This is a genomic window from Streptomyces sp. SID11385, from assembly GCF_010548245.1.
In the GTDB taxonomy this organism is placed as follows: Bacteria; Actinomycetota; Actinomycetes; order Streptomycetales; family Streptomycetaceae; genus Streptomyces.
Genome location: NZ_JAAGLR010000497.1, coordinates 1 through 7,156, shown reverse-complemented (window position 1 = coordinate 7,156; position 7,156 = coordinate 1). Strand labels below are relative to the sequence as shown.

The window sequence follows — 7,156 nt, the reverse complement described above, 5'->3', positions numbered from 1 at the left end:
CGACGGCCAGGTGCGCGCCGAGCAGCAGCCAGGCGGCGCCCGGCCGCGGGTCGGTGAGGAGGGTCGCGGCGCCGGTGGGCTCGCCCCCGGCGAAGTGGCTCAGCGGGACACCGACCGGGCCGCCGCCGCACAGGACGTCGATGCCGACGCTGCGCAGCGGTCCCGCGACCGGGCCGCCGCCCTCGCCGTAGCAGAGGTGCTGGCCCGTGGTGAAGACGGTGTCGGCGGCGAGTTCCAGGGGTACGAGGAGGGCGGCGATGGCCCCGTACCGCCGCTCCCGGCCCGCGAGCGCGTACGCGAGCGCGAAGACGGCCCCCGCGACCAGGAGGAGCGGGGTCAGGGGCAGCGGGGAGCGGGTCAGGATCACGTGGGAGGCAGCCGAGAGCGTCACCACGAGCGCGGTGAAGAACGTCGCGCGCAGTGCTCTGAGCTGGGTCCCTGATATGTCCATCGCTGTCGAGTCTGCCACGGGCCCGGTTAAGCGAGCCCTAAAGGGATGCTGTGGGAAGGCCCGGGGTGACGGGCGCCACCGTGAAGCCGTGTGGCGCAAGGGAATCATCCGTCCGCCCCCGGGACAACACCCCGGGGGCGGACGGCCGCTCACAGCCCGGGGATACGGCCGTTGCGGAAGAGGTCCACGAAGATCTGGTGGTCGCGGCGGGCGACCGCGCCGTAGCCGTGCGCGAACTCGACGAGGAGCGGCGCGAAGCCCTCCTCGTCCGCGGCGATCGCGGCGTCGATGGCCCGCTCGGTGGAGAAGGGCACGAGTTCCGAGTGCTCGCTCTCGTCGTCCGCGGCGGCGTGCATCGCGGCCGTGGCCCGCCCGAGGTCGGCGACGACGGCGGCGATCTCGTCGTACTCGTCGATGTCGCTCCAGTCGAGGTCGACCGCGTACGGCGAGATCTCGGCGACGAGCTGCCCGGCCCCGTCCAGCTCGGTCCAGCCGAGCCAGGGGTCGGCGTGCGCCTGGAGGGCGCGCTGCGAGATGACCGTGCGGTGCCCCTCGTGCAGGAAGTAGGCGCGGGCCGCCGCGTCGTCCACGTGCCGCGAGACGGCGGGGGTCTGGGCCTGCTTGAGGTAGATCACGACGTCGTTCTCCAGCGCGTCGCTGTTCCCCTCCAGGAGGATGTTGTACGAGGGCAGCCCGGCCGAGCCGATGCCGATGCCGCGCCTGCCCACGACGTCCTTGACGCGGTAGGAGTCGGGCCGGGCGAGGCTGGACTCGGGCAGCGTCTCCAGGTAGCCGTCGAAGGCGGCCAGGACCTTGTAGCGGGTCGCCGCGTCCAGCTCGATCGTGCCGGGACCCGCGGTGAAGCGGCGCTCGGCCTCGCGGATCTCCGTCATCGACTCCAGGAGCCCGAAGCGGGTCAGCGAGCGGGCCTCGCGCAGCGCGCCGAGCAGCGGCCCGTCGGCGGTGTCGAGCGTGAAGGGCGGCACCTCGTCGCTCTTGGCGCCGGTGGCGAGCTGGTGAATCCGCTCGCGGTAGCCCTGGGCGTAGACCGTGACCAGCTCGGTGATCTGCGCGTCGCTGAGCGCCTTCGCGTAGCCGATGAGGGCGACGGAGGCGGCGAAGCGCTTCAGGTCCCACGTGAAGGGGCCGACGTACGCCTCGTCGAAGTCGTTGACGTTGAAGACGAGGCGGCCCTGGGCGTTCATGTACGTGCCGAAGTTCTCGGCGTGGAGGTCGCCGTGCACCCACACGCGGCTCGTGCGCTCGTCGAGGTAGGGGCCGCCGTGCCGCTCGCGGGCGAGGTCGGCGTAGAAGAGGCAGGCCGTGCCGCGGTAGAACGCGAAGGCGGAGGCCGCCATCTTGCGGAACTTGACGCGGAAGGCGGCGGGGTCCGCCGTCAGCAGCTCTCCGAAGGCCGTGTCGAAGACGCCGAGGATGTGCTCTCCCCGTTCCTCGGCGGGCAGGGCAGTGGGCTGCGGGACGGACATCGCGGGTGCCTCCTTGGGCGGTGAACCAGGGGAAGGAATCAACTCCCCGAGCTGAAACGACCGGCAGCGGGGTCAGGGTTCCGGCAGAGCGAAATTTAAGCCCGCCCGGGATCGAGCGGAGGAAATATCAAGCCCGTCCGGCGTTTGAGGACGAGCCCGAAGGGCGATCCACGGCACCCCCGCAGGAAGCGAAACCGTAGACTTCCGGGGTCCCCGCATCCGCGCCCGCCCCCGGAGGATTCGTGCCAGCGAAAACGCCGTTCACTCACCTGCACGTGCACACGCAGTACTCCTTGCTGGACGGCGCGGCGCGGCTCAAGGACATGTTCCAGGCGTGCAACGAGATGGGCATGACGCACATCGCGATGTCCGACCACGGCAACCTGCACGGCGCCTACGACTTCTTCCATCAGGCGAAGAAGGCGGGCGTCACGCCGATCATCGGCATCGAGGCGTACGTGGCGCCCGAGTCCCGCCGCAACAAGCGCAAGATCCAGTGGGGCCAGCCGCACCAGAAGCGCGACGACGTCTCCGGCTCCGGCGGTTACACGCACAAGACGATCTGGGCGGCGAACAGCACCGGGCTGCACAACCTCTTCAAGCTCTCCTCCGACGCCTACGCCGAGGGCTGGCTCCAGAAGTGGCCCCGCATGGACAAGGAGACCATCTCGCAGTGGTCCGAGGGCCTCATCGCCTCGACCGGCTGCCCCTCCGGCGAGGTGCAGACGCGGCTGCGCCTCGGCCAGCCCGAGGAGGCGCTCAAGGCGGCGGCCGACTACCAGGACATCTTCGGCAAGGACCGGTACTTCCTGGAGCTGATGGACCACGGCATCGACATCGAGCACCGGGTCCGGGACGGCCTCCTGGAGATCGGCAAGAAGCTCGGCATCCCGCCGCTGGTGACCAACGACTCGCACTACACCTACGCGCACGAGGCCACGGCCCACGACGCGCTCCTGTGCATCCAGACCGGCAAGAACCTCTCGGACCCCGACCGCTTCCGCTTCGACGGCACCGGCTACTACCTCAAGACGACCGACGAGATGTACGCCATCGACTCCTCGGACGCCTGGCAGGAGGGGTGCCGCAACACGCTCCTGGTGGCCGAGCAGATCGACACCACGGGCATGTTCGAGAAGCGCGACCTCATGCCGAAGTTCGAGATCCCGGACGGCTTCACCGAGATCACCTGGTTCCAGGAGGAGGTCCGCCGCGGGATGGAGCGCCGCTACCCGGCGGGCGTCCCCGAGGACCGGCAGAAGCAGGCCGAGTACGAGATGGACGTCATCATCCAGATGGGGTTCCCCGGCTACTTCCTCGTCGTCGCCGACTTCATCATGTGGGCGAAGAACAACGGCATCGCGGTCGGCCCCGGGCGAGGCTCGGCGGCCGGCTCGATCGTCGCGTACGCGATGGGCATCACCGACCTCGACCCGATCGAGCACGGGCTGATCTTCGAGCGCTTCCTCAACCCCGAGCGCATCTCGATGCCCGACGTCGACATCGACTTCGACGAACGCAGGCGCGTCGAGGTCATCCGCTACGTGACCGAGAAGTACGGCGCCGACAAGGTCGCCATGATCGGCACGTACGGCAAGATCAAGGCGAAGAACGCGATCAAGGACTCCGCGCGCGTCCTCGGCTACCCGTACGCGATGGGCGACCGCATCACCAAGGCGATGCCCGCCGACGTCCTCGGCAAGGGCATCGACCTCGACGGCATCACCAACACCTCGCACCCGCGCTACTCCGAGGCGGGCGAGGTCCGGGCGATGTACGAGAACGAGCCGGACGTCAAGAAGGTCATCGACACCGCCAAGGGCGTCGAGGGCCTCGTGCGGCAGATGGGCGTGCACGCCGCCGGCGTCATCATGTCCAGCGAGCCGATCATCGACCACGCCCCGGTCTGGGTCCGGCACACGGACAACGTGACGATCACGCAGTGGGACTACCCGCAGTGCGAATCGCTCGGCCTGCTGAAGATGGACTTCCTGGGCCTGCGCAACCTCACGATCATGGACGACGCCGTCAAGATGGTGAAGTCCAACAAGGGCAAGGAACTCGACCTCCTCGCCATCCCCCTCGACGACCCGAAGACGTACGACCTGCTGTGCCGGGGCGACACGCTCGGCGTCTTCCAGTTCGACGGCGGCCCGATGCGCTCCCTGCTGCGCCTCATGAAGCCGGACAACTTCGAGGACATCTCCGCCGTCTCGGCCCTGTACCGGCCGGGCCCGATGGGCATGAACTCGCACACGAACTACGCGCTGCGCAAGAACGGCCAGCAGGAGATCACCCCGATCCACCCCGAGCTGGAGGAGCCGCTCAAGGAGGTCCTGGGGCTCACCTACGGCCTCATCGTGTACCAGGAGCAGGTGCAGAAGGCCGCCCAGATCGTCGCCGGCTACTCGCTCGGCGAGGCCGACATCCTGCGCCGCGTGATGGGCAAGAAGAAGGCCGACGAGCTCCAGAAGAACTTCGTGCTCTTCCAGGCCGGTGCCCGCAAGAACGGCTACAGCGACGAGGCGATCCAGGCCCTGTGGGACGTCCTCGTCCCCTTCGCCGGGTACGCCTTCAACAAGGCGCACTCCTCCGCGTACGGCCTCGTCACCTACTGGACCGCGTACCTCAAGGCGAACTACCCGGCCGAGTACATGGCCGCCGTGCTCACCTCGGTGCGCGACGACAAGGACAAGTCGGCCGTCTACCTCAACGAGTGCCGCCGGATGGGCATCCGGGTGCTGCCGCCGGACGTCAACGAGTCGCTGGCGAACTTCGCGGCCCAGGGCGACGACGTGATCCTCTTCGGTCTCACGGCGGTCAGGAACGTCGGCCAGAACGTGGTGGATTCGATCATCCGCAGTCGCAAGGCGAAGGGGAAGTACGCCTCCTTCCCCGACTACCTCGACAAGGTCGAAGCCGTCGTCTGCAACAAGCGCACGACGGAATCGCTCATCAAGGCGGGCGCCTTCGACCAGCTCGGCCACACCCGCAAGGGCCTCACCGCGCAGTACGAACCGATGATCGACAACGTCGTCGCGGTCAAGCGCAAGGAGGCGGAGGGGCAGTTCGACCTCTTCGGCGGCATGGGCGACGACGACGCCAAGGACGAGCCGGGCTTCGGCCTCGACGTCGTCTTCGGCGAGGACGAGTGGGAGAAGAGCTACCTCCTCGCGCAGGAGCGCGAGATGCTCGGCCTCTACGTCTCCGACCACCCGCTCTTCGGCCTGGAGCACGTCCTCTCGGACAAGGCGGACGCGGGGATCGGGCAGCTCACGGGCGGCGACTTCGGCGACGGCGCGGTCGTCACCGTCGGCGGCATCATCTCCGGCCTCCAGCGCAAGATGACCAAGCAGGGCAACGCGTGGGCGATCGCCACGGTGGAGGACCTCGCGGGCTCCATCGAGTGCATGTTCTTCCCCGCCACCTACCAGCTCGTCTCGATGCAGCTCGTCGAGGACACCGTCGTCTTCGTCAAGGGCCGGCTCGACAAGCGCGAGGACATCCCGCGCCTGGTCGCGATGGAGATGCAGGTCCCCGACCTCTCGAACGCGGGCACCAACGCCCCGGTGATCATCACGATCCCGGCGACCCGCGTCACGCCGCCGATGATCAGCCGCCTCAGCGAGGTGCTCGGCAGCCACCGGGGCAACTCGGAGGTGCGGATCAAGCTCCAGGGCCCGCGCAAGACGACCGTGCTGCGCCTGGACCGGCACCGGGTGCAGCCCGATCCCTCGCTCTTCGGGGACCTGAAGGTGCTGCTGGGGCCGTCCTGCCTGGCGGGGTGAACGGGGGAGCGGGCGGGGGAGCGGGCTTCCGTACGGGCCGGTTCCGCTGACGCCTCCGCCACGGGCGGGCCTCCGTCCGGGCGGTCCCTGGTGCGCGGCCCTCGTGCCGGGCCTCCGTACGGCCTCTCGCACGCGCCGAAGGGGCGCCGCCGTCGTGGTGACGGGGGCGCCCCTTCTCGTACGTCCCGGGGGGTGCGGGACACCCGGGAGACGTACGGGTCCTGACCGGTCCCGGCTCAGTTGTGGCCGAAGCGCCGCTCGCGGCCCTTGCGCGCCATGTCCCCGGGCGTCGCCTGCGCGGTCTGGTGCGCCTCGGTGGACGTCTCCTTGGCCTGCGCGTTCGCCGCCTCGGCGGAGGAACGGTTCTGGGCGCTCTGCTTGCGGTTCTTGTTCTTGGCCATGGGAATCTTCCTCCTGGGAAGTCTGGGGGCCAGGTACGCGCTCACTCTCACACGGTCCGACAAAGAACGCATTTCGGACAATTACCGTGCGTGATGACCAAGGTGAAGAGGCGCGCGCGGGCCTTGACATGGCCGGTAACGGACGGTGGCGACAGGGTGGACCGCGAAACGGCACGCCGATGATCGAGTTCGGACCGTTAACCCTCGTACGGTCGGGCAGACTCGAAGCGAAGCCGGAGCGAAACCGCCTTCCGTCACCGGAGACGGAAGCGGGCCCCGGGCTGTGAGGGAAGAGGGTGGAACGCGTGGACCGCTGCGTCGTCCTGGTGGATGCCGGGTATCTCCTCGGTGCCGCCGCCAGTCTGCTGGCCGGTGATCCCTCGCGTTCCCGGATCACCGTCGATCACGCCGCGCTCATCCAGCGGCTGCGCGAGCAGGCCGAGGAGGAGACCGGCCAACCCCTGCTCCGCATCTACTGGTTCGACGGCGCGCCCGATCGCGTACCGCAGCCCGAGCACCGCAGGCTCCGGGTCCGCCCGCGCGTCACCGTGCGGCTCGGCGCCCTGACGCGCAGTGACGGGCGCTGGGCGCAGAAGGGTGTCGACGCGGCGATGCACGCCGAACTGACGGAGCTGGCCCGCAACCGCGCCTGCTCCGACGTCGTCCTCGTGACGGGCGACGGCGACCTCCTGCCCGGCCTCGTCTCCGCCAAGGAGCACGGGGTCGCCGTGCATCTGTGGGCCGTTCAGGCGGCGGACGGCGACTACAACCAGTCCGAGGACCTCGTCGCCGAGGCCGACGAGCGCCGCGTCCTGGACCGGCAGTGGATCACGGGCGCGATCCGCGCCAAGGAGACCCCCGGGCCCTGCGCGCTGCCGAACGGCCAGCGCAGCCCCGAGATCACCGCGATCTTCTCGGCGCCCCTCCCCGACGGCGACGGAGCGCCGCCCGCGCCACGCGTTCCCGAGCCGGGCGCCGGGGCGGCGGAGGCGGACGCGGGCTTCGGGGGCGGTGCGGGGGCCGGCTCGG

Annotated in this window: 5 protein-coding genes; 2 read left to right on the top strand and 3 right to left on the bottom strand. The window is 69.6% G+C overall.

Going from position 1 to position 7,156, the window contains the following annotated elements:
• A partial coding sequence (locus G3I42_RS15385; protein WP_164286345.1) for a hypothetical protein occupies positions 1–451 on the bottom strand: 451 nt, incomplete at its 3' end.
• Between the two features lie 149 nt (positions 452–600).
• Positions 601–1,938 (bottom strand): DUF2252 domain-containing protein, encoded by a 1,338-nt coding sequence (locus G3I42_RS15380; protein WP_164286343.1) that lies wholly within the window; start codon positions 1,936–1,938, stop codon positions 601–603.
• A gap of 242 nt (positions 1,939–2,180) precedes the next feature.
• Here G3I42_RS15380 and dnaE point away from each other — a divergent pair, with 242 nt between their 5' ends.
• Positions 2,181–5,726, top strand: coding sequence for a DNA polymerase III subunit alpha (gene dnaE, locus G3I42_RS15375; protein ID WP_164286341.1), 3,546 nt, complete (start codon positions 2,181–2,183; stop codon positions 5,724–5,726).
• Between the two features lie 236 nt (positions 5,727–5,962).
• On the opposite strand, the gene G3I42_RS36975 is transcribed toward dnaE, so the two are convergent.
• Positions 5,963–6,127, bottom strand: a complete 165-nt coding sequence (locus G3I42_RS36975; RefSeq protein ID WP_203606848.1) for a hypothetical protein — start codon at positions 6,125–6,127, stop codon at positions 5,963–5,965.
• Between the two features lie 296 nt (positions 6,128–6,423).
• Here G3I42_RS36975 and G3I42_RS15370 point away from each other — a divergent pair.
• Positions 6,424–7,156: NYN domain-containing protein (locus tag G3I42_RS15370; protein ID WP_343244552.1), on the top strand; the 733-nt coding region annotated here is incomplete at its 3' end.

Bases quoted from the DNA above. Each gene is read 5' to 3' on its own strand.
- G3I42_RS15380 (WP_164286343.1), bottom strand. From the start codon at position 1,938: ATGTCCGTCCCGCAGCCCACTGCCCTGCCCGCCGAGGAACGGGGAGAG.
- G3I42_RS36975 (WP_203606848.1), bottom strand. From the start codon at position 6,127: ATGGCCAAGAACAAGAACCGCAAGCAGAGCGCCCAGAACCGTTCCTCC.